This window comes from Halomonas sp. MES3-P3E (assembly GCF_002836035.1).
Classification (GTDB): domain Bacteria; phylum Pseudomonadota; class Gammaproteobacteria; order Pseudomonadales; family Halomonadaceae; genus Vreelandella; species Vreelandella arctica.
Map to the genome: position 1 here is coordinate 122,945 of NZ_PJBT01000020.1, position 20,433 is coordinate 143,377.

General features: G+C 54.6%; 22 protein-coding genes. 17 read left to right on the forward strand and 5 right to left on the reverse strand.

Annotation, left to right across the window (positions count from 1 at the left end; translation table 11 throughout):
- Positions 1-169 precede the first annotated feature (169 nt).
- The gene (locus CXF87_RS06400) at positions 170-1,798 is read left to right on the forward strand and encodes an alkaline phosphatase (RefSeq protein WP_101145961.1); all 1,629 of its coding nucleotides are present in this window, start codon (positions 170-172) and stop codon (positions 1,796-1,798) included.
- A complete protein-coding gene (locus tag CXF87_RS06405) occupies positions 1,795-3,204 on the forward strand; it encodes a mannose-1-phosphate guanylyltransferase/mannose-6-phosphate isomerase (protein WP_101145963.1) in 1,410 nt (469 codons plus the stop codon). The genes CXF87_RS06400 and CXF87_RS06405 overlap by 4 nt, the downstream gene beginning before the upstream one ends.
- A gap of 7 nt (positions 3,205-3,211) precedes the next feature.
- On the opposite strand, the gene CXF87_RS06410 is transcribed toward CXF87_RS06405, so the two are convergent.
- The 4 genes from CXF87_RS06410 to CXF87_RS06425 form a co-directional block, all read right to left on the reverse strand.
- Positions 3,212-3,562 carry a DUF4870 family protein gene (locus CXF87_RS06410; protein ID WP_101145964.1) on the reverse strand — a complete coding sequence of 117 codons (351 nt, stop codon included), beginning with the start codon at positions 3,560-3,562 and terminating at the stop codon, positions 3,212-3,214.
- 30 nt (positions 3,563-3,592) lie between these two features.
- A complete protein-coding gene (locus CXF87_RS06415; protein ID WP_101145966.1) occupies positions 3,593-4,528 on the reverse strand; it encodes a lysophospholipid acyltransferase family protein in 936 nt (311 codons plus the stop codon).
- Between the two features lie 2 nt (positions 4,529-4,530).
- Complete coding sequence (locus tag CXF87_RS06420; RefSeq protein WP_101145968.1) at positions 4,531-4,920, reverse strand: DUF4870 family protein; 390 nt, start codon at positions 4,918-4,920, stop codon at positions 4,531-4,533.
- Positions 4,921-5,059: 139 nt separating this feature from the next.
- Positions 5,060-5,443 (reverse strand): VOC family protein, encoded by a 384-nt coding sequence (locus CXF87_RS06425; RefSeq protein WP_008958233.1) that lies wholly within the window; start codon positions 5,441-5,443, stop codon positions 5,060-5,062.
- Positions 5,444-5,483: 40 nt separating this feature from the next.
- On the opposite strand from CXF87_RS06425, the gene CXF87_RS06430 reads away from it, so the two are divergent.
- The 14 genes from CXF87_RS06430 to CXF87_RS06495 all read left to right on the forward strand — a co-directional run bounded on the left by CXF87_RS06430 (position 5,484) and on the right by CXF87_RS06495 (position 18,589).
- Complete coding sequence (locus tag CXF87_RS06430; RefSeq protein ID WP_198556019.1) at positions 5,484-6,128, forward strand: class I SAM-dependent methyltransferase; 645 nt, start codon at positions 5,484-5,486, stop codon at positions 6,126-6,128.
- 169 nt (positions 6,129-6,297) lie between these two features.
- Complete coding sequence (locus CXF87_RS06435) at positions 6,298-7,671, forward strand: MFS transporter (protein WP_101145971.1); 1,374 nt, start codon at positions 6,298-6,300, stop codon at positions 7,669-7,671.
- A 122-nt stretch (positions 7,672-7,793) separates the two neighbouring features.
- A complete protein-coding gene (locus tag CXF87_RS06440) occupies positions 7,794-9,581 on the forward strand; it encodes an acyl-CoA dehydrogenase (RefSeq protein WP_101145973.1) in 1,788 nt (595 codons plus the stop codon).
- 116 nt (positions 9,582-9,697) lie between these two features.
- Positions 9,698-11,326 (forward strand): acyl-CoA synthetase, encoded by a 1,629-nt coding sequence (locus tag CXF87_RS06445; RefSeq protein WP_101145975.1) that lies wholly within the window; start codon positions 9,698-9,700, stop codon positions 11,324-11,326.
- A gap of 86 nt (positions 11,327-11,412) precedes the next feature.
- Positions 11,413-12,261: a 3-hydroxybutyryl-CoA dehydrogenase gene (locus tag CXF87_RS06450; RefSeq protein WP_101145977.1), complete on the forward strand. Its 849-nt coding sequence runs from the start codon at positions 11,413-11,415 to the stop codon at positions 12,259-12,261.
- A gap of 283 nt (positions 12,262-12,544) precedes the next feature.
- On the forward strand, positions 12,545-13,318 hold the full coding sequence (locus tag CXF87_RS06455) for an enoyl-CoA hydratase-related protein (RefSeq protein ID WP_035559484.1): 774 nt from the start codon (positions 12,545-12,547) through the stop codon (positions 13,316-13,318).
- Positions 13,319-13,418: 100 nt separating this feature from the next.
- On the forward strand, positions 13,419-14,036 hold the full coding sequence (locus CXF87_RS06460; RefSeq protein WP_101145979.1) for a LysE family translocator: 618 nt from the start codon (positions 13,419-13,421) through the stop codon (positions 14,034-14,036).
- A gap of 43 nt (positions 14,037-14,079) precedes the next feature.
- Positions 14,080-14,775, forward strand: a complete 696-nt coding sequence (locus tag CXF87_RS06465; protein ID WP_101145981.1) for a glutathione S-transferase family protein — start codon at positions 14,080-14,082, stop codon at positions 14,773-14,775.
- 69 nt (positions 14,776-14,844) lie between these two features.
- Positions 14,845-15,384 carry a YaeQ family protein gene (locus CXF87_RS06470; RefSeq protein ID WP_101145983.1) on the forward strand — a complete coding sequence of 180 codons (540 nt, stop codon included), beginning with the start codon at positions 14,845-14,847 and terminating at the stop codon, positions 15,382-15,384.
- A gap of 202 nt (positions 15,385-15,586) precedes the next feature.
- Positions 15,587-16,576, forward strand: coding sequence for a lipid A deacylase LpxR family protein (locus tag CXF87_RS06475; protein ID WP_101145985.1), 990 nt, complete (start codon positions 15,587-15,589; stop codon positions 16,574-16,576).
- A gap of 24 nt (positions 16,577-16,600) precedes the next feature.
- Complete coding sequence (locus CXF87_RS06480; protein WP_101145987.1) at positions 16,601-17,164, forward strand: sugar O-acetyltransferase; 564 nt, start codon at positions 16,601-16,603, stop codon at positions 17,162-17,164.
- A 10-nt stretch (positions 17,165-17,174) separates the two neighbouring features.
- Positions 17,175-17,495 (forward strand): hypothetical protein, encoded by a 321-nt coding sequence (locus CXF87_RS06485; protein ID WP_101145988.1) that lies wholly within the window; start codon positions 17,175-17,177, stop codon positions 17,493-17,495.
- A 115-nt stretch (positions 17,496-17,610) separates the two neighbouring features.
- On the forward strand, positions 17,611-18,144 hold the full coding sequence (locus CXF87_RS06490; RefSeq protein ID WP_101145990.1) for a DUF421 domain-containing protein: 534 nt from the start codon (positions 17,611-17,613) through the stop codon (positions 18,142-18,144).
- A gap of 127 nt (positions 18,145-18,271) precedes the next feature.
- Positions 18,272-18,589 carry a DUF6693 family protein gene (locus CXF87_RS06495; RefSeq protein ID WP_101145992.1) on the forward strand — a complete coding sequence of 106 codons (318 nt, stop codon included), beginning with the start codon at positions 18,272-18,274 and terminating at the stop codon, positions 18,587-18,589.
- Between the two features lie 96 nt (positions 18,590-18,685).
- Here the strand turns inward: CXF87_RS06495 and yghU are convergent, their stop codons facing one another.
- Positions 18,686-19,558 (reverse strand): glutathione-dependent disulfide-bond oxidoreductase, encoded by an 873-nt coding sequence (gene yghU, locus CXF87_RS06500; RefSeq protein ID WP_101145993.1) that lies wholly within the window; start codon positions 19,556-19,558, stop codon positions 18,686-18,688.
- A gap of 164 nt (positions 19,559-19,722) precedes the next feature.
- On the opposite strand from yghU, the gene CXF87_RS06505 reads away from it, so the two are divergent.
- The gene (locus tag CXF87_RS06505) at positions 19,723-20,415 is read left to right on the forward strand and encodes an aspartate/glutamate racemase family protein (RefSeq protein WP_101145996.1); all 693 of its coding nucleotides are present in this window, start codon (positions 19,723-19,725) and stop codon (positions 20,413-20,415) included.
- The last annotated feature ends 18 nt before the right edge of the window (positions 20,416-20,433 follow it).

Below are 20,433 nucleotides of genomic sequence, written 5' to 3' on the forward strand. Positions count from 1 at the left end.
ACGTGAAATTTTTACACAATAACTATACGATTGCATGCGGACGTACAGGATTATTGCGTTCTATTCCTTGCTCTTTTCTCTTGCGCTTGGGTACACACTCTTAAAGACCGAACATGGAGAGGTCGTACTTCAGACACTGTAAGCTAAAGCAGGTACAAATGAGAATGCGATGATTCGAATATTATTAACGTCCTTACTGCTGAATGTCCTGCTCGTTGCGCCGCTATGGTGGCGGTTTGGAGAGATCGGTGCCCATTTGATCGCTTGGGAGGCGTTTATCATTGCGCCCCTTATGCTGGTGCTCCCCGTCGGTCAGGCGCGTCGTTTCGCCGGTGTTGGGTTTGTCAGTTGGATCATGTTGGCGACGGCTGTGAATTTAGGCACTGCCGCTACTCACATGGCGTTTGCCCGGCCACTCAACCTCTATCTTGACGTACCTTTGCTGCGCTCCATTTATCACTTATTAGTAGGTAATGTAGGTCAGTTTTTGGCGGTTTGCGCAATGCTGGCAGGGGCTGCCGTGCTGCTTGGTATCGCCCTAGGCTTAGTGAGACTACTACTTCCTCCCGTCACTTACTCGATTAAACGGCTGCCCGGTGTCGCTGCGTTGACGCTATTAGTCATTGCCACCATCGGTACCGCACTTGAACTTAACGGTGTGCGGCTGGTGGATAGCGCCCGTTTGCCGATGGTCAACAGCACACGGTTTCAATGGCAGCAAATGGCCGATACTCACGCCGCGCGCTTGGCCTTTACCGTGCAACTGGAGGCAGCGCCGCTGGAAAGTCAGCGGTTACCTGGGCTCGATGGACACAATGTGCTGCTCACCTTTATTGAGTCTTATGGCGTCTCTGCGCTGGATAATCCCCGTTATGCGGACGTTCTGCTGCCGACCCTTGCCGATATGCAGCAGCGGCTAGAGGAGCGCGAGCTTCATGTTGTCTCTGGGTTGTTGGAATCGCCGATTCGTGGCGGGCAATCCTGGCTTGCCCACGCAACAGCGTTAAGCGGTCGTTGGATTGATAACCAGCTGTGGTACCAGTTGATGTTAGACAGCGACCACTCCACCTTGATTGATGATTTCAGTGCTACCGGCCAACGCACGCTGGCCGTGATGCCGGCTATTTCTATGGCATGGCCGGAAGGGGAGGCTTACGGCTTCGATCAAATTGTCGCGGCAAAGGATATCGACTACGCCGGACCTGCGCTCAACTGGGTGACCATGCCCGATCAGTTCACCCTCGACTATACTCAGCAACACTTGCTGGGTGAGTCGCCGGTGTTTGCTCAACTGACGTTAATCTCTAGCCATGCCCCGTGGACGCCTATTCTGCCGGTGATTGAAGAGTGGTCTTTGATTGGGGATGGCAGCATTTTTGCGCCCTGGGAGAACGCTGGCGACCCGCCAGAAGTACTGTGGCAGGACATTGAACGTATTCGCGACCACTATGCCTGGTCGGTGGACTACGCTGTAAAAGTGGCCGGACGCTGGGCCGAACGAGTGGTGGATGACCATACCTTGATGATAGTGCTGGGTGATCATCAGGCCGCGCCATTGATTACCGGCGACGATGCCAGCGCAGCGGTACCGGTGCATATTGTTAGCGGGAACCCGGCGCTATTGGCGCCGTTTATAGAGCGTGGCTTTATTCCCGGCACGCTACCCGTGCTGGAGCAGGCAAGTAACGCGCCCAGGATGAGCCAACTGCGCCACTGGCTGCAGGAGGATTTTGGTGAGTTAGCAGATAATGCAAACACTCGCCCGGATACAAGGACGACCACAAGGACGCAGCAATGATCCAACCGGTAATTTTAAGCGGTGGCAGCGGCACACGGCTGTGGCCGCTTTCCCGAGAGCAGATGCCCAAACAATTTTTGCGCTTAACCTCGTCTCAAAGCTTACTGCAGCAAACCCTAAGCCGCTTAGCCGGGTTAACCGATGCAGCCCCAATGCTGATGGGCCACCATAGCCACCGCTTTTTAATGGCCGAACAGCTGCGCGAAATGAATCAAGCCGCCACCGTGGTGCTCGAACCTGAAGGCCGTAATACTGCGCCAGCGATTGCCTGTGCGGCGCTGCTAGCACGCCACTCAGGCGATGACCCACTGCTGCTGGTACTGCCCGCTGACCATGTGATTGGCGATGTAGAAGCTTTCCAGCATAGCGTGTCACTTGCCCAGCCGTTAGCCGAAGCGGGTTATCTCGTTACCTTTGGAGTAGTCCCGACACAGCCTGAAACCGGCTATGGCTATATTGCCTGCGGCGAGCCGCTGGAAGGCGGCCATCATCTTGCGGCCTTTATTGAAAAACCCAATGCCCAGCGTGCCGCTGAACTGGTCAAAAGCGGTGATTACTTATGGAACAGCGGTATGTTTCTGCTGCGCGCCTCAAGCTATCTGGGTCAATTAAAACGGTTACAGCCGGCAATGCTGGAAGCCTGCCAGGAGGCGGTTAACAGCGCACACCGCGACTTGGATTTTCTGCGCCTGGGCGAAGCAGCGTTTGGCCGTTGCCCGGCTGACTCCATCGACTACGCGGTGATGGAGCACTGTGAGCATGCCGCCGTGGTGCCCTTGGCCGCTGCGTGGAGTGATATCGGCAGTTTTGATGCGCTATGGGCAACCGTTGAGCCTGACGCAGCGGGCAATGCCAGTAAAGGTGATGCCTGGCTAACCGATACCCAGGGTTCACTGGTGTTTGCCGAGCACCGCCTTGTGGCAACGCTCGGCGTGCAGAACCTCATCGTCGTGGAAACATCGGATAGCGTGTTGGTGGCCCACCGCGACCAGGCGCAGCAGGTCAAGCAACTCGTGGCTTCGCTTACTCAGGCGGGGCGCAGCGAGCCCTGTTCGGCGCCCCAGGTGCAGCGACCTTGGGGCAGCTTTCAGGCGATGGACAGCGGCGAGCGCTATCAGGTCAAACACATTACCGTGAAGCCCGGCGGGCGGCTCTCGCTGCAGCGCCATCATCACCGCGCTGAGCACTGGGTTGTGGTGAGAGGCACAGCGCAGGTAACGCTTGAAGAGCGCAGTTTTCTGGTCAGCGAAAATCAGTCGACCTATATTCCCATCGGTGCGCTACATCGGCTGGAAAACACCGGCAAAATCCCCCTTGAGCTGATTGAAGTGCAGTCAGGGAGCTACCTGGGCGAAGATGATATCGAGCGCTTGGATGATGTTTACGCCCGAGACAACAACGAGTGAGGGTAGCTTACCAAAGCCAGCTAGCAGGGCGTGCGGGAGGGCGGCCCTTACGTACATCGATCCAACCGAGCACGCAGCGCACGCCCAACCATACCGCGAGCAGCGGCCAGAGCAGAGTGCCGATCATGACAATGCTGAGCAAAAAGGCGATGCAGGCATACAGGGTGCCGATCCAGAACGTGCGGATTAGGTAACGGTAGTGCGGCTGTAGCCACGGTGCGGCGTCTTTGCGGTAGACATAGGCGATCACCACGCCAATCAGCAGGGTGATATTGGCAGTGACAATACCCGCCAGGAATAGCGCATAAATAATCTGCGGCGGGCGTATCTCATCCCGAGATAAAACGTTTTGGGTCATCAGTAAGCTCTGGTTAATAAAGTCGACGCACTAATAAAGGCGATAGTCGCGGTAGTTAGCTAGCCTTTGCTGCTCTTGGACCACTTTACGGTAGCGCTTGTACTCCCACTGATACTGCGCAGGTTCCAAGCTTATTGCGGCTTCCACGCTGGCATTCACACCGGTGGCAGACGTTTGGTCATCGGGGCTGTAAACACGCTCATCGGCATCGAGAAAATAAATCTCAAACCCGCTGCCGGGTACCCGTAGCGCGACCCCAGTGATCACACGTGCCTGGGTGCGGGCTACTAGTTTGGGCAGCAACGTGGCGGTATAGGCATCGCGACCAAAGAAGGGCGCGAAAACGCCGCTGCCCCAGTCGGGTTCCTGGTCGGGCAGTATGCCAATCGCCTCGCTGCGCTTAAGCGCTTTGAGCAGTGCTGCAACACCGCGGGGGTTGGTGGGCACCAAGCTCGCCCCCATGCGTTCACGGCCATGGCGAATCACCGGATCAAGATCGCTAATTTTTGGGGGCTCGTACATGGCGGTAAACGGGAAATGGCTCGATAGCCAGAAGTTAAGCACTTCCCAGTTGCCGAAGTGCGGGGCGAGCACAATAACACCGCGGCCTTCGTTGCGGGCGTTATCAAGTTTGTCGCGGCCGTGTATCGCTAAAATGCTGGTTTCTACTCTATTTGGCTCCGCCATCCAGGCGTGGCCTAATTCCAACATGGTAGCGGTTGAGTGCCGTAAACTCTGCCGGGCAAGGGTTTGACGTTCAGCGTTAGAGAGGTTGGGATAAACGACCGTCAGGTTGCGCTCGGTTACCTCTCGCTCACGCTTATTGAAACGGTAAACCACTGGGCCCAGTACTGATGCCATGCGCCATAGCCGCTTAAGCGACCAGCGTGATAGCTGGCGCCATAGCCAGCTAATCGCACTGGCTTTTGAAAAACGGCGTTGGGTATCACCCGTTTGTTGCTTCATATCTAAAACAACCAGGTATCTACGTTGGAAGGGGCGCGTTTCTCTTGCAGCCCTTTGAAGCCTTTAACGCAGCGGATAATCAGCCAGACGGCGAGGGCCAGCAGCAACGGGAAGCCGATCAAGATGAGCGTCAAGAACGAAAAGACAATGCCGTAGACTAGCCCTATCCAGAACGTGCGGATCTGATAGCGGTAGTGTTCGTCTAGCCATGCAGGGCCTTTGCCTTTATAGACGTAGGCGATGATCACACCGATAAGCGACGTAAAACCGAGGAAGAAACTGGCCAGATAGAGCGCATAGTTCACCATTGCCATGGTGGTGTCGGGCTGTTGGGGGCGCTCTTCGCTGACAACGTTGCCTTCTAGTGGCGCCTCATTGGCGTTATCTTGCATAACATTTCCTTTCGGTAAATCGCTATAAGTGCTGAGCAGGCAATGCTGAAGTAGGGATACAAAGCACCCTCAGCAGAGGTTGCCCCGGCGCACTATGATAGCGTGCGCTATTCGCCTTATCACTAACGAACATTGGGCACTAACGCGCAGCGGGGCGGCAAATCTCGAGTAGATTGCCGTCTGGGTCGCGCAGGTAGATCGACTCAATGGGGCCATTGGCGCCTTGGCGAGCAACGGGACCCAACTCTACATCGATAGCCAAGGCGTCTAAGTGTTGCTTAAACTCATCCAGCGGCAGTTGGCAACGCAAGCATAAATCCAGGCTGCCGGGTGTTGGGGTTGCTGAGATGGGGGCAATGTCGGTGTCGGTTTGATGCAGACGCAACGCGGTATCACCGAGCATTAAATCCACCCGTTGAGCATCGCGGTAGCGTACATCTAAGCCTAAAACACGTGAGTAAAAATCGACGGCGCGACCCATGTCGGTCACGGTAACTACAAGATGATCCAGACCTGATAGCATGCCACTTTCCTTAATACATAACGATAAGCCAGAGAATACGATGATGCGCCGCTGTCCGCTCTGTGCGGAATCCACTACTGCGCTCTACCACCGGGATCGGCGTCGTGACTACTACCAGTGTGCCACGTGCAAACTGGTATTTGTCCCCCCTGAGCAGCATTTGAGCGCCGCTGCAGAAAAGGCCGAATATGATAAACATCAAAACTCGCCGCATGATACGGGATATCGACGCTTTCTAGGGCGTTTATTTACCCCGCTGTTAGCGAAGCTCGCACCCAATGCCCGCGGGCTCGATTTTGGCTCCGGGCCGGGGCCGACGCTATCCGTCATGTTCGCCGAGCACGGTTTTCAGATGGCGATTTACGACCTCTATTATGCCCCTGATACCGCGGTTCTCACCCAGACGTTCGATTTTATCACTGCCACAGAAGTGGTGGAGCATTTGTCGCAGCCTGGCCAAGTGCTGGAACAACTGGCCGAACAGCTCGCGCCCGGTGGTTATCTTGGGCTGATGACCAAGCGCGTTTCTATCCCTGACGCCTTTGCTCGCTGGCACTATATTAGCGACCCCACCCATATCAGCTTTTTTAGTGAAGAGACCTTTCGTTGGTGGGCACAAAAGAATAGTTTAGTAGTGGAATTTCCTGGGCCAGACACGGTTATTCTACATAAAACGCTAAGGTGAATAATTGTAACCTTAGAAAAGCATTGACTTTGCACCCTTGAGGGCAATAATTGCGCGCCGCTATCCCTGCCTGACTCGATGTGCCAGGTGAGATAACGGTCGTTGTGAAATCGCTCAGTCGCGTTTTTCACGCCTGTTTTTCACCACTTTTAGTCAAGACGAGGTTTTCATGTCGCGGCAACTGCTAGCCATGGCGCTGGCGCCCCTATTAGGGCTATTCATTCTCGGGATAGGCAACGGTTTTCTTGCCACCTTAATTACCGTGCGCCTCGATGCCGCCGGTGAATCGGCGACGGTGATCGGTATTGTCTCGTCGGCTTATTTCATCGGTTTGGCGTTGGGCGCAATGGTAAATGATCGCCTGTTGCTGCGTATTGGCCATATTCGCGCTTACGGCAGTTTTGCCTCGTTAGTGGCCGTGACGGTATTACTACAAGGCTTGTTCTTCGACCCCTGGGCCTGGTTTGCGCTGCGTTTAATCGGTGGCTGGGCGACCGTCGGGGTGTATCTGGTCATTGAGAGCTGGCTACTGACGGCTGGCGATCAAAGAGTCCGCGGTCGCCTGTTGGCGCTGTATATGATTTCGCTTTACGCCGCGGGGGTGCTGGGTCAGTTGCTGCTAGGCGTGACGAATGCCATGGGTGTTACTGCGCCCTTTATGGTGATTGGCCTACTGGCTTCGCTCTCTGTACTGCCCATGGCGATGATTCCCCGCGTATCGCCAATTATCGAGCACGCCGAGCCGCTTCCCCCGCACCGCTTGATTACCCTGACGCCCACCGGCGTGATGGGTAGTTTAGGCTCGGGTATGGTCGTCGCCGCGGCCTACACGCTGTTGCCACTCTACCTGCAGCGTAATGGTATGAGCGTGAGTCAGGTGGGCCAGATGATGGCGGTACTCATCATGGGGGCCATGTTGCTGCAATACCCGATTGGCCGCTGGTCGGATCGCCATGACCGACAAATGGTGCTGATCGCCATTAGCGGTTTCTGTGTGCTTATCTCCGCGGCGATGCTCTGGTTACCTCTTTCGACACCCCTATTGGCAGTGCTGCTGTTCCTGCTCGGCGGTGGCGTCTTTGCCCTTTATCCAGTGGCCGTAAGCCACGCTGCCGACCGTGCGCCTGCTGGGGCCCTGGTGCGGATGAGTCAAGGCTTGCTGTTGATCAACTCGATTGGCGCTACCATCAGCCCACTGATGATTTCCCCGGTGATGACGGCAATGGGAGACGCGGGTCTGTTCTGGGCCTTCGGTTCGCTAAGCCTGTTCTTTGTGATGTTCTTCTCCTGGCGTCGTCATGTACGCCCAGCACCGGTGCCCGTAGCTCCGTTTACACCGACTACGCCAATGACCGCTGCCGGTGCCGAACTGGTGGTTACCGAGGAGCTAATGCAGGGGGCACTGGAGCACGAACACCTAGAAGACCTTTCTGAAGCCGTTTGGGATGTCGATGCCGCCGAGCCGGTAGTCGGGCCGCCCGCAGAAGATGAGAGTCATATCACCTACTATGATGATGTAGAGCAAGTAAGTGAGCGAAAATAAAACCAAGAGGGGACGTTATCGGTAGCGGCTGATACCTTGGGCTAATGGTGTAGGCGGGAGAGTGTTACTACTATCGTAGGCAAACTTTCAAACAATTGTTTAACTCCAGCCCGAGGTTCGCTATGAATGTTTACGCCGCGCCGGTACGCGATTTTCGCTTTGTGCTCGAAGAGCTACTAGCGCACCGCTCGCTTAGTCTACCGGGCTTTGAAGAAGCCACGCCAGACTTGGTCGAGGCGGTACTTGAAGAGGCCGCAAAACTGGCCGGTGATGTCTGGGGGCCACTTAACAAGATTGGCGATCAGCAGGGGGCCAAACGCCATGCCGACGGCAGTGTAACGACCCCGGAAGGCTTCGCAGCGGCGTATCAAGCTTATGTCGAGGGGGGCTGGAACGGTATCGGTGTATCAGAAGCGCTAGGCGGTCAGAACCTGCCCGAAGTGGTTGCCAGTGCAGTGCAGGAGATGCTTCACGGTGCCAATATGGCGCTGGGGCTCTGCCCGATGTTGACCGCTGGCGCTATCGAAGCACTGGCGCATCACGGCAGCGATGCGCTCAAAGCGACCTACTTGCCCAAACTGGTGGAAGGCACCTGGACGGGCACCATGAATCTCACCGAATCCCAAGCCGGGTCGGATCTCTCCCAAGTGCGCACCCGTGCGCTGCCTGAAAACGACCACTACCGAATCAGCGGCCAGAAGATCTATATCACCTGGGGCGAACACGACGCCGCCGAGAATATTATCCACCTGGTGCTGGCCCGTAAGCCCGATGCCCCGGAAGGCAATAAAGGCATCTCACTCTTTTTAGTGCCCAAGTTCCTGGTTAACGAAGATGGCTCACTGGGCGAGCGCAACGATGTCACCTGTGCCTCTATTGAGCACAAACTGGGCATTCACGGCTCGCCCACCTGCACCCTGAGCTTTGGCGAAAATGGCGGCGCGATTGGCTACTTGGTCGGTGAAGAGGGGCGTGGTCTTAATCACATGTTCACCATGATGAACGAGGCGCGCCATAAAGTCGGTATACAGGGCATCGGCGTGGCCGAACGTGCCTGTCAGCACGCCTTTGCCTATGCCCTCGAGCGTCGCCAGGGGCGTTCTCCGAAAACGCGTGGCGGCGCCGAGTGCAGCATCAGTGATCACTTGGACGTACGCCGTATGCTGCTTTCGATGCGTGCGCGTACCGATGCGCTGCGCGCGCTGGCACTGTACTGTGCCGCTGAGCTTGATACCGCCCGCCACGCGGAAAGTAATGAAGCCCGCCACGCCGCTCAGGCTCGCGCTGATATCCTAATTCCGGTGATCAAAAGCTTCTCAACTGATCAAGCCGTGGATATTGCCTCCATGGGCATTCAGGTGCACGGCGGGATGGGCTACGTGGAAGAGACCGGTGCCGCCCAGCTACTGCGCGATGCCCGGATTGCTCCCATTTACGAAGGCACCAACGGTATTCAGGCGCTCGATTTAGCAGGCCGAAAGCTTCAGCGTGACAACGGCGAAGCGCTTACCGCGCTCCTTCACGACGCTGCTGCAACCGTGGAGCAACTCAACGCCGACCCTGCACTTGGAACATTGGGCCGTGGCTTGGCGGCAGGTTTGGAAGACTTAAAAGCCGCCCAGGCCATTGTGTTGGAACAAGGCTCTGACCCTGAAAAAGGCGCAGATGCGGTGCAGGCTTACGCTACGCCGTTCCTTAACTTGGCAGGGCATGTACTGTGCGCGTGGCAGATGGGGCAGTCGGCATTAAGCGCCCAGGCGGCAATTAACAGCGGCAACAACGATCCCTTCTATACTGCCAAGATGCGCAGCGCCGAGTTTGCCATCACCCAGTGGTTACCAGTAGGTCGCGCCCAGCGTGCGGTAATTGAGGCGGGTATGCAGTGTTTAAGCGAGTTTGAGGTTTATTGACGCTAATGTATTAGCCAGCACCGCCGCCCTAGAGGCGGCGGTGCTGTTTTCAGTCCATCAAAACAAACATTTAAAACGAACGCTTTTAATAACATCAACAAAATCAGGAGCCGACCATGAACACCATTTTCGAGCAAGGCTTGCCCAAAACCACCGCTAACCACGTACCGCTTTCACCGCTGACCTTTATTGAACGCTCCGCGTCGATCTATCCCGACTACCCGGCGGTGGTTCATGGCAGTACGCGACGTACGTGGGGCCAATCCTGGGCGCGCTGCCGCCAGCTTGCTTCCGCCTTGCAACAGCGGGGCATCCAGCCAGGTCAAACGGTGGCGGCGATGCTGCCTAATATCCCAGCAATGTTCGAGGCGCACTTTGGCGTGCCGCTGGCGGGTTGCGTATTGAACACCCTGAATATTCGTCTGGATGCAGAGGCGATCAGCTATATGCTGGAGCACGGCGAAGCCAAAGCCATTCTGGTCGATCCCGAGTTTGCTGAGGTCATCCAGCAAGCCGTTGCCCAGCTAATCCACAAGCCGCTGATCATTGATGTTGCCGATGTAGAGTTTCTCGGCGACACGCAAGGCATTGGTGAGATCGAGTATGAGGCGCTGCTTAACGAGGGCGACGCCAATTTTGCCTATCAACTGCCTGCGGATGAGTGGGATGCGATCTCGCTTAACTACACCTCTGGCACCACCGGTAAGCCCAAGGGCGTGGTTTATCACCACCGCGGCGCTTACCTCAATGCGGTGAGCAATATTATGGAGTGGGCAATGCCCCACCACCCGATCTACCTGTGGACGCTGCCGATGTTCCACTGCAACGGCTGGTGCTTCCCGTGGACGATTGCCGCCAACGCCGGGGTCAACGTGTGCCTGCGCCGCGTCGACCCGAAAAAGATCATGCAGCTCATTGCCGAAGAGAAGGTCACTCACTTCAGCGGGGCGCCTATTATTCTTAATGGCTTAGTGAACCTGCCCGCGGAAGATAAGCGCCAGTTCGATCACCCCGTCAAAGTCACCACTGCTGGTGCTGCGCCACCCGCCTCGGTGATTTCCGGGGTCGAGAAGCTAGGCATTGAAGTGACCCACGTGTATGGCCTAACCGAAGTGTATGGTCCGGTGACCGTCTGTGCCTGGCGGGAAGCGTGGGATGAACTGCCGCTGGAAGCACGGGCCAAAATAAAAGCCCGCCAGGGCGTGCGTTACCACATGCTCGAAGCGCTGTGCGTGGCTGACCCGCTCACCATGGAGCCAGTACCCAAGGATGGCCAGACCATGGGTGAAATACTGATGCGTGGCAACAATGTCATGAAGGGCTATTTAAAGAACCCGGAGGCCACCGAGCAAGCGCTGGACGGTGGCTGGTACCACACCGGCGATTTGGCGGTTTGGCATCCGGATGGCTATATCGAAATCAAAGACCGCTCGAAAGACATCATTATTTCCGGTGGAGAGAACATCTCGACCATCGAAGTGGAAGACGCCATTTACGGCCATCCCGCCGTTGAAGAGGCAGCCGTGGTCGCCAAGCCTGACGAGAAGTGGGGCGAAACGCCCTGTGCGTTTGTGAAGCTCAAGGTGGGCTACGGCGAAGTCACAGAGGCGGATATTATCGCCCACTGCCGTGAACATTTGGCGGGCTACAAAGTCCCTAAAACAGTCATTTTCAGCGAGCTACCGAAAACATCAACGGGCAAGATACAAAAATTCGTCTTGCGTGAAGAAGCTAAAAATCATTAACCATCCTTAATAGTAATAAGCACTAGCGGTGATAACCGCCAGTAGTGATAGCCGCTAGTATTGATAATCAATAGAGGAGAGCGTGCATGAGTGACCAACAAATTGGCGTAGTGGGCGCCGGTACCATGGGGCAGGGGATTGCCCAGGTAGTGGCTGCCAGTGGCTTTAACGTGCGCCTTTACGATGTGGCCGAAGAGCAGCTTGGCCGCGCCAAGGCGAATATCGATAAAGGCTTGGGTAAATTGGTCACTAAAGAGAAAATCAGCGAGGCGGATAAAAGTGCCGCTCTCGCCCGTCTATCGACCACTACCACACTCAATGCTCTTAGCGACTGCGCGATCATTATCGAGGCGGCCCCCGAACAGCCCGAACTCAAAGAGAAGCTGTTTCGCGATCTTAGCCAAATGAGCAGCACGGCTATTTTAGCCTCCAACACCTCGTCGCTGTCACTCACCCGCCTCGCGGCGGTATGCGAGCACCCTGAGCGCGTGGTGGGCATGCACTTCTTCAATCCGGTGCCGGTGCTCAAACTGGTGGAAGTGATTCGCGCCGAGCAAACCTCGGACGCTACCGTGACCGAGATTGAAACGCTTGCAAAGGCGCTGGGCAAAACCGCCGTGCCGGTAGGTGATGCGCCGGGCTTTGCTGTGAATCGCCTGCTGGTGCCCATGATCAATGAGGCAGCGTTTATCGTGCAGGAGGGCACCGCAACGCCGGAAGCGGTTGATAACGCCATGAAGCTAGGCGCGGCTCACCCCATGGGGCCGCTAGCGCTGGCGGATTTGATTGGGCTGGATGTTTGCTTGGCGATCATGGAAGTGCTTCAAGAGGGCTTTGGCGACCCGAAATACCGTCCCTGCCCACTGCTTAAACGCATGGTCGCCGCGGGCTATCTAGGCCGTAAAAGTGGTCGCGGTTTCTATCACTACGGCTAACTTAATAATAATTTGAAACAATGATTTATCAGATTGAGTTGTCAGTGGTCGCTAATTAGCTGCGAGGGTAGGTTGAAACGAGGGTCTTTTGTCATGGATGACAAAAGTAGCGCCCAGGGATGGGTTTACAGCGCCCTCGTGGAAACCTGCCCTTGATGCCTAGAGGTATAGATTGTCAATTGTAAGAACCCGATAAGAAGTCATTGCCACTCAACCAAGCGTTCGCTAGGGTTGAGTAGTATTCACTTTCATGTTCAATAATAAATCGAATAAGGAGTCCGCCATGAGCGAAGCAGTGATCGAGAAGGTTGATAACGATGGGATGGTGCGACTGACCATCAATCGTCCTAAAGCGCTGAATGCCCTTAACAGCGAAGTGCTTGCCGCGCTGGAAGCACATTTGGTTGAGCTTGAAGCCCACCCGAACCTACGTGCCGTGCTAATTACCGGTGCGGGCGAGAAGTCCTTTGTGGCGGGTGCAGATATCACTGAAATGCGTGAAAAAACACCTGAAGAAGCGCGGGCCTTTGCCAGCCAAGCGCTGCGTACCATTAAACGCCTAGAGACACTCCCCGTGCCGGTGGTCGCGTTGGTGAACGGGTTTTGCCTTGGCGGCGGCTGCGAACTGGCACTGGCCTGCGACTGGGCCGTAGCCAGCGATAACGCGGTATTCGGCCAGCCGGAAGTGCTCCTGGGCGTCATCCCCGGCTTTGGCGGCACCCAGCGTCTGCCACGCCGTGTTGGCCCTGCCATGGCGATTGACCTGGTCACTACCGGGCGCAAAATCGATGCCCAAGAAGCGCTGCGTATCGGCTTAGTGAACCGTGTGATGCCGCAAGCGGAGCTGGAGAGCTACGTTGAAGAACTCACCAAGCAACTCAAAGGCAACGGCCCACAGTCAGTGCGCGGCGCCAAGCAGGCAGTTCACGACGGCATGGATCAAGACCTTGATAGCGCACTAGCGCTGGAAACCAGCCTGTTCGCCTTCTGCTTTGCCGGTGACGAGCAGAAAGAAGGCATGGCGGCATTTGTCGAGAAGCGCAAACCGAACTTCTAAGGTTTGATTAATTACAGTTTTACTTATTTAGGGGGTGGCGCTTGCGCCACCCCCGTTTTATTCTCGAAAGCTAACTGTTCCTTTCAAGAGAGCCGCCACTATGCAATGGGCCGCATTTATTCTCGCCGCGCTTGGTTTCGCTTATTTACCTGGGCCTGCAATGCTATATACCGCAGCGCAAACGTTGGGGCGCGGCCGACGGGCAGGGTGGTTAGCGGTCATCGGTGTGCATATGGGGTGTTATGTGCATGTGGTGGCCGCCGCGCTAGGATTAGCGCTGCTGTTTGCGGCGATTCCCCCTGCCTACATCGCCATGAAAATAATCGGTGGGCTCTACCTGCTCTGGATGGGACTGCGGCTATGGCAGCAGGGCATTCGCACCCACGGCGAAGAGATGCCGCTGGCAACCACGAAACGTGTGCTTCGCGACAGCTTTCTGGTGGAGATGCTCAACCCTAAAACCGCGCTTTTCTTTGTCGCGTTTCTGCCCCAGTTTGTGCAGCCCGAGAGCGCGATGCCGGTAGCATGGCAACTGCTCTGGCTAGGTATCGCCACCAATGTGCTGTTTTCATCTGCGGATGTCATGGTGGTGCTACTTGCGAGTCCTCTACGCCAATGGCTACAAAAATCCCACGGCTCCTCTCGGCTCATCCAGCGCATTGGCGGTGGCGTATTAATGGGATTAGGGGGCAATACCCTCGCTCAGGCGGCACGTTAAAGATTGATCGGCTACTTCAAATTTCACATACAAGGAGCGCTGTATGTTTGATCTCTATATCGCTAACAAGAACTATTCCTCTTGGTCGCTGCGCCCCTGGGTGTTGATGAAAGTAATGGAGATTCCGTTCAACGAACATCTCATGCCTTTTGAAGGCGGCTTTGGCGCTAGCCATGACGTTTACACCCGCTTTTCGCCATCGGGCTTAGTGCCTTGTTTAGTGGATAGGGAGAGTGATCTGGCGGTGTGGGATTCGCTGGCGATTGTTGAATATTTAGCCGAGCAACACGCTAACGTCTGGCCGAGTGATAAAACCGCCCGCGCCTGGGCGCGCTCTGCCACGGCTGAAATGCACAGCGGCTTTGGCGCCCTGCGTGACGAGTGTTCAATGAACTGCGGTGTGCGGGTGGCATTGAATGGCTTATCGGCCAATCTCAAGGCCGATGTGAACCGCTTAGATGCGTTGTGGCAACAGGGAATTGAGCGCTTTGGCGGGCCGTTTTTAGCGGGTGAGCACTTCTCCGCGGTAGACGCGTTTTATGCCCCTGTGGCGTTTCGCGTACAGACATTCAAGCTGCCGGTGAGTGAGAAATCCCAGGCCTATGTCGAACGCCTGTTAGCGCTGCCTGCCATGCAGGCCTGGTATCAAGCCGCGCTGGAAGAAACGTGGCGCGAGCCTATGCACGAAGCTGAAACGCTAAAGAATGGCACGCTGGAAGTTGATTACCGCACGTCTTAACCTTGTGACAACTCACCAGGGATAACCGGCATCGGGTACACTGGCGCAAATTTTCGTTTGGACACGTTCATGGCTCTTAGCGCAACGCCCTACAAAGTTGATATTAACCTCACCGATCTGGATCGCGGTGTTTATGAAACGCTGCGCTTTACCGTGGCGCGTCATCCGTCAGAAACCGAAGAACGCATGACCGCGCGCTTACTTGCCTATGTACTGTGGTACAGCGAATCGTTGGCCTTTGGGCGAGGGCTCTCTGATGTCGATGAGCCAGCGCTGTGGGAAAAAAGCTTAGACGGGCGCTTGCTGCACTGGATTGAAGTGGGGTTGCCAGACGCCGAGCGCATTACGTGGTGTTCACGCCGGGCGGAGCGGGTGTCACTGTTGGCTTACGGCCGGGTAGATATTTGGGAGAGTAAAGTGCTACCCGGTGTTGCATCGCTGAAAAATGTGCATGTGGCTGTATTGCCACAAGAAGCCCTAGCGACCATTGCTAAGGATCTACCACGGGCGATTAATTGGGCCGTTATGATCAGCGAAGGCTCGTTGTTTATTACCGACGAAAACGGTCAACACGAGATAACGCCGCAATGGTTGTTGCGCGAGCGCTAGAAATCATCAGACGTTCGTCTATCCTTTTATGCTAGAGGCTTAAGCGATAGACAGATAAAGGGATGGCCAATGGGTCATCCTTTATTTTTTAAAAGTATGCTTGCTATCTTTTTGCACAATTACATACAATCAACAATGTTTGTTACTGCTTTCACTAGCAGTCTAAAAAAGCAGCCTCAAGGTCAATCTCAAGGAACGAGCAATGAAACTAAATTCCGTTTTACGATGGAAACTGCTCCCGCTAGTCGCAGCCATTAGTTTGCTGCCCACGCTGGCCCAAGCAGAAGGTAGTGTGCTCTCGGTTAAGCATGAAAATGATGGTATGGCCAGCAGTGATGATGGCCATTTTACCAGCGGCTTTGAGCTTAACTGGACCTTTGAGCCTAGTGATGAAAGTTGGATGCAGCGCTTAGCGACAGCACTCCCCGATAGCTTGATCGGCAGCGCTGATATGGCCGCTTATCGATTGGTGCATCAGATCTATACGCCGGATAACATCGAAGAGCGTCGTTTGATTGAAGATGATCGCCCCTATGCTGGTCTCGTTTATGGTGGGATTTCGCTTTATGAAGATGTGCCAATGGGTAATTGGCGCCAAGCAACCGATCTGCATCTGGATATTGGCTTGGTGGGGCCGTCCTCGCTTGCCGATAGTATCCAACGAGAAGTACACCGCATCACCGATAGTGATCGTCCTAACGGCTGGAATAATCAGCTTGGCGATGAAGCCATTGTGAACGTCGCTATGCGCCGCCAGTGGTGGCATAGCTCCCCGTTTATTGGTAAGCAATTTGCTCATGGGCCTAGCGTCGGGGCTGCCTTAGGTAACCTTTACACCTACGCCAGCGCTGGCTATAGCGTGCGCTGGGGTGATGAAGCCTCGGGTATTCCTACATTGACGCCAAACCCCGGCAGTCGTCACCATATGACGGGCAATGATGGTTGGCAGTGGTACTTGTTTGCGAGCGTAGATGGCTATTACATGGCACAAAATCTGACGCTGGATGGCAATACGTTCAGAGATAGTCACTCGGTTGACCGAAAAGAGTGGGTAGGCGATGTCTCTGCAGGCCTGGCGCTAGCTTGGGAAGACTGGCAGGTGACCTACGCTGCCGTGCAGCGCTCACGTGAATTCGATGGCCAGGAAGATCAGGACAAGTTTGGTGCCATCACGCTATCCCGGCGTTTTTAAGCACGGTTATAAAAAGGCTCGATCATGACTGAGCGGGAAAAAATGCTAGCGGGGGAGAGGTACAACGCCCAGGACGAAGAGCTACTAACGCTGCGCCGAAAGGCGCGGCTGACCATGCAAGCGCTTAACACAACCCTTGATAACGCTACTGCCGAACGTGCTGCACTCCTACAGCAGCTGTTACCTAATGCGGGAAAAGCGCTATGGATAGAGCCACCTTTCTACTGCGATTATGGTGAGCACATCGCCTTAGGTAACAATGTTTTCTTCAATTTTAACTGTGTGGTACTCGATGTTGCCTGGGTAACGATCGGCGATAATGTGTTGTTCGGCCCTAACGTTCAGCTGTATACCGCCACGCATCCGTTGGATGCGCAACAGCGTCGCAGCGGTTTAGAGGCTGGTTATCCTATCACTATTGGCAATGACTGCTGGATTGGCGGTAGCGTGATTGTTAATCCTGGTATCACCATTGGCGAGCGTAGTGTGATCGGGGCTGGTAGTGTCGTAACCAAGGATATACCCGCAGATGTATTTGCGGCAGGTAATCCCTGTCAGGTGATACGCCGTTTAAATACGTCTACCTAGGGGTTTAAGAATGGCAAATAAATATCCTCATACGCCCGACGGGCGTTATTTTGTTGCTAAAAATCGACTCTGGCGCTGCACTGACCCGCGCTTAGGCGAAGAGCAAAAGCGAATTCATATCAAAGAGTTGATGAAAGCCCGCCGGGCCGTCAGAACTGCCCAAAAGCAAGAAGATGACGATGCACTTCGCCAAGCGCGTAAAGCGGTTCAAGCTGCGAAAGAGGCCTTGGGTGAGCGTGGTCCTGTATGGTGGGATGATAATGCCCCTGATGAAGGCGGCTTTGCGCCCCACAACAGTTCTTATGCCAAATGGTGGGAGAGCCAGCACTAAAACCTTCCTAACGTATATACCTTCCTAGCGTACACATTAGGCCTATGGCTGTTAGCCTAGTCAGCATGGTGAGCAGCTCGTTGCCTATCGTTGAGTGTCTAAGGAGGAAGTGCATATGGAAATGGTATTTTTTAATGGCTGGGGCAGCCTGTTACGGATTTTGATTATCGGGTTATTGGCGTACGCAACGCTGGTGCTCTTCCTGCGCCTTTCGGGCAATCGCACGCTTTCGAAAATGAATGCCTTCGACTTAATCGTAACGGTCGCGCTGGGTTCCACGCTGGCGACCGTATTGCTGTCTAAAGATGTGGCCTTGGCGGATGGAGCTGTCGCGTTAGCGCTGCTGATTTCACTTCAATTTATCATTACCTGGACCAGTGTGCGGTTTCGGTGGGTACGTCGATTAGTGACCGGCGAGCCACTAATGCTGCTCTATCAGGGTGAGTTTCTATTAACGTCACTGCGAAAAGCACGGGTAACCCAAGACGAAGTGCTTGCTGCCATACGGAGTAGTGGTCTTAGTGATGTAAACGCCGTAGAAGCCGTGGTGTTAGAAACAGACGGCTCGTTAAGCGTTGTTAAGCGTCATGCAGAGAGCGGCCAATCCAGCTTGAAGGGTGTTCGTGGATCCATTGAAGCCGCTTCCTAGTTTTTGATATGACATGATGAGACTCTGGTATTTGTTCTTTGATCCATACGCACATTCCAAACATGCGCGTCCGAGGTCGACAGTGTTACTCTATGCCGCTTTTCGTGCATACAAATAAGGGTAACCTGTGAAAATCAAAGCAGACCTATCGATTCTCGATATTATCGGTCATCTAATTATTTGGGTGGTGCTGAGTATAATCACGTTTGGTATAGCGCTATTTTTCTTCCCTTATTCGTTTGCTAGGTTTGTCATTAATCGCACGTCGGTAGTTGATGGCGATACTGGTGTGGAGCGCAAAATGGTCTGCGATATCAATCTGTTCAGCAATGTCGGCCATATCATCCTATGGATGCTGATTTCTCTCGTTACTTTCGGCTTAGGGTATATTTTCTACTTCTATCGGGTTTGGAATTACGCTTTGAATAACTCGCGGATTGAATAGCGTTATAGAGGGCAAATCAGTTATTAGCATTTGAAATCGATTAGGGCCTACGTTGAATAATTCGCGTAGGCCCTTTTGGCTGTTATGAGCAACTAGTTACTTGTCGTCAGTCAGCTTATCTTGTGTGCGAAGCTCAAAGTCACTGGCGTCGTGGCGCTCGTGCAGCTGTTCGTGAGGCTCGCCAAAGGAACGGTTAACCATACGGCCACGTTTCACAGCGGGGCGCTCATCGATCTCTTCGGTCCAGCGTAGAACGTTTTTGTAGGTGTGTGCCTCCAAAAACTCCGCCGCCTCGTAAACGCGGTTTTTCACCAGCGCGCCGTACCAGGGGTGAATCGCCATATCGGCAATGGTGTACTCATCGCCTGCCATAAAGCGGTTTTCCGCCAAGTGGCGATCCAGCACATCCAACTGGCGTTTCACTTCCATGGTGTAGCGGTCAATCGGGTACTGATACTTTTCAGGTGCGTAGGCATAGAAATGGCCAAAACCGCCACCCAGCATTGGAGCACTGCCCATTTGCCAGAATAGCCAGGAGAGGCACTCGGTGCGCTTCGCCGGATCGCTGGGTAGGAAAGCATCAAATTTTTCAGCCAGATAAAGCAGGATGGCACCAGACTCAAACACCCGCTGGGGCGGTTGAGTGGAGTGATCCATCAGCGCGGGGATTTTAGAGTTGGGATTCACCTCGACAAAACCACTGCTGAACTGGTCGCCTTCGCCAATTTGAATCAGATAAGCGTCGTACTCAGCACCAGTCACACCTTTTTCTAACAGCTCTTCAAGCATCACGGTGACTTTGACACCGTTGGGGGTGGCTAAGGAGTAAAGTTGCAGAGGGTGTTTACCTACCGGCAGTGCTTTGTCATGGGTGGGGCCCGCAATGGGGCGATTGATATTGGCAAATTTACCGCCATTGCCAGGTTCCCATTTCCAAACGCTCGGTGGGGTATAAGTGTTATCGCTCATTATTTCCTCGCTATTAACCGGTTATCGGTAACTGCTGGGTACAGGGATGAACCTCTTCTCTGCGCGACTATTCTAAGGTTATGGGGGTGATGAAAAGCCGCTACAAGGGTCGGCTGGTGATTAGCCTGTTAATAAAGTAGTCCAAGTTCTCTGGGAGGTTATGGATGCGTGTCATTGGCGTACTGGGCGGCATGAGTTGGGAGTCGAGTCAAAGCTACTACCGGGCCTTAAATGAAGGCGTTAAAGCGGCGCTAGGCGGCTTTCATTCGGCCAAGATCGTGATGGTCAGTGTCGATTTTGCAGAGATAGAAGCCATGCAGCAGCGGGGCGATTGGGACGCGGCAGGCGAGCTACTCGCCAACGCTGCTCAAGGCGTCGAACGCGCAGGTGCTGACTGTTTATTGATTGCCACGAATACCATGCATAAAGTGGCGCCCGCGATTGAACAGGCGATTACCATTCCTCTGCTGCATATTGCCGATGCCACTGCTTTACAGCTACAAGCCGACGGGATTAATCGGGTGGGCCTATTAGGCACCCGATTTACCATGGAGCAGGACTTTTATATTGGCCGATTAGAAGAGCAGTTCGGCATCAAGGTCGTGGTGCCGGAGCAATCTGAGCGCGACACTATTCATCAGGTGATCTTTGATGAGCTCTGCCAAGGCCGTATAGAAGATGTCTCCCGCCAACGCTATCTAGCCATTATCGATTCACTTTATGCGCAAGGCGCTCAGGCGGTGATTCTAGGCTGTACTGAAATCGCTATGCTCGTCAGCCAGCAAGATACCGCAGTGCCGCTTTATGACACCACCGCTCTTCATGTGCAGAGAGCGGTGGCGTGGGCACTAACATGATGAATTAAACGAAGTAAC

What these genes read in the sequence shown, in the direction of transcription:
- CXF87_RS06400 (WP_101145961.1), top strand. Translation starts at nt 170, where the DNA reads ATGATTCGAATATTATTAACGTCCTTACTGCTGAATGTCCTGCTCGTT.
- CXF87_RS06405 (WP_101145963.1), top strand. Translation starts at nt 1,795, where the DNA reads ATGATCCAACCGGTAATTTTAAGCGGTGGCAGCGGCACACGGCTGTGG.
- CXF87_RS06410 (WP_101145964.1), bottom strand. Translation starts at nt 3,562, where the DNA reads ATGACCCAAAACGTTTTATCTCGGGATGAGATACGCCCGCCGCAGATT.
- CXF87_RS06415 (WP_101145966.1), bottom strand. Translation starts at nt 4,528, where the DNA reads ATGAAGCAACAAACGGGTGATACCCAACGCCGTTTTTCAAAAGCCAGT.
- CXF87_RS06420 (WP_101145968.1), bottom strand. Translation starts at nt 4,920, where the DNA reads ATGCAAGATAACGCCAATGAGGCGCCACTAGAAGGCAACGTTGTCAGC.
- CXF87_RS06425 (WP_008958233.1), bottom strand. Translation starts at nt 5,443, where the DNA reads ATGCTATCAGGTCTGGATCATCTTGTAGTTACCGTGACCGACATGGGT.
- CXF87_RS06430 (WP_198556019.1), top strand. Translation starts at nt 5,484, where the DNA reads ATGATGCGCCGCTGTCCGCTCTGTGCGGAATCCACTACTGCGCTCTAC.
- CXF87_RS06435 (WP_101145971.1), top strand. Translation starts at nt 6,298, where the DNA reads ATGTCGCGGCAACTGCTAGCCATGGCGCTGGCGCCCCTATTAGGGCTA.
- CXF87_RS06440 (WP_101145973.1), top strand. Translation starts at nt 7,794, where the DNA reads ATGAATGTTTACGCCGCGCCGGTACGCGATTTTCGCTTTGTGCTCGAA.
- CXF87_RS06445 (WP_101145975.1), top strand. Translation starts at nt 9,698, where the DNA reads ATGAACACCATTTTCGAGCAAGGCTTGCCCAAAACCACCGCTAACCAC.
- CXF87_RS06450 (WP_101145977.1), top strand. Translation starts at nt 11,413, where the DNA reads ATGAGTGACCAACAAATTGGCGTAGTGGGCGCCGGTACCATGGGGCAG.
- CXF87_RS06455 (WP_035559484.1), top strand. Translation starts at nt 12,545, where the DNA reads ATGAGCGAAGCAGTGATCGAGAAGGTTGATAACGATGGGATGGTGCGA.
- CXF87_RS06460 (WP_101145979.1), top strand. Translation starts at nt 13,419, where the DNA reads ATGCAATGGGCCGCATTTATTCTCGCCGCGCTTGGTTTCGCTTATTTA.
- CXF87_RS06465 (WP_101145981.1), top strand. Translation starts at nt 14,080, where the DNA reads ATGTTTGATCTCTATATCGCTAACAAGAACTATTCCTCTTGGTCGCTG.
- CXF87_RS06470 (WP_101145983.1), top strand. Translation starts at nt 14,845, where the DNA reads ATGGCTCTTAGCGCAACGCCCTACAAAGTTGATATTAACCTCACCGAT.
- CXF87_RS06475 (WP_101145985.1), top strand. Translation starts at nt 15,587, where the DNA reads ATGAAACTAAATTCCGTTTTACGATGGAAACTGCTCCCGCTAGTCGCA.
- CXF87_RS06480 (WP_101145987.1), top strand. Translation starts at nt 16,601, where the DNA reads ATGACTGAGCGGGAAAAAATGCTAGCGGGGGAGAGGTACAACGCCCAG.
- CXF87_RS06485 (WP_101145988.1), top strand. Translation starts at nt 17,175, where the DNA reads ATGGCAAATAAATATCCTCATACGCCCGACGGGCGTTATTTTGTTGCT.
- CXF87_RS06490 (WP_101145990.1), top strand. Translation starts at nt 17,611, where the DNA reads ATGGAAATGGTATTTTTTAATGGCTGGGGCAGCCTGTTACGGATTTTG.
- yghU (WP_101145993.1), bottom strand. Translation starts at nt 19,558, where the DNA reads ATGAGCGATAACACTTATACCCCACCGAGCGTTTGGAAATGGGAACCT.
- CXF87_RS06505 (WP_101145996.1), top strand. Translation starts at nt 19,723, where the DNA reads ATGCGTGTCATTGGCGTACTGGGCGGCATGAGTTGGGAGTCGAGTCAA.